The 255-nt window shown below is 54.5% G+C and carries 1 rRNA gene; it reads right to left on the bottom strand.

Features of this window, described 5'->3' with window-relative positions:
* Positions 1-255, bottom strand: a 23S ribosomal RNA gene (locus KI375_RS27195); the annotation flags it as partial.

Raw genomic sequence — 255 nt, 5'->3', positions numbered from 1 at the left:
CTTGGGAGATGGTCCTCCCAGCTTCCGACGGGATTCCTCGTGTCCCGCCGTACTCAGGATCCACTCGGGAGGGAACGAAGTTTCAATTACAGGGCTGTTACCTTCTCTGGCGGGTCTTTCCAGACCGTTTCGTTTACCCCGTTCCTTTGTAACTCCATGTCGAGTGTCCTACAACCCCAAGAGGCAAGCCTCTTGGTTTGGGCTGTTCCCCTTTCGCTCGCCGCTACTCAGGGAATCGATTTTTCTTTCTCTTCC

The organism is Bacillus sp. J14TS2, from assembly GCF_018333015.1.
Classification (GTDB): domain Bacteria; phylum Bacillota; class Bacilli; order Bacillales; family Bacillaceae_C; genus Lederbergia.
Note: the sequence above shows the minus strand (reverse complement) of the source record. Positions and strands in the feature narration are given on the sequence as shown.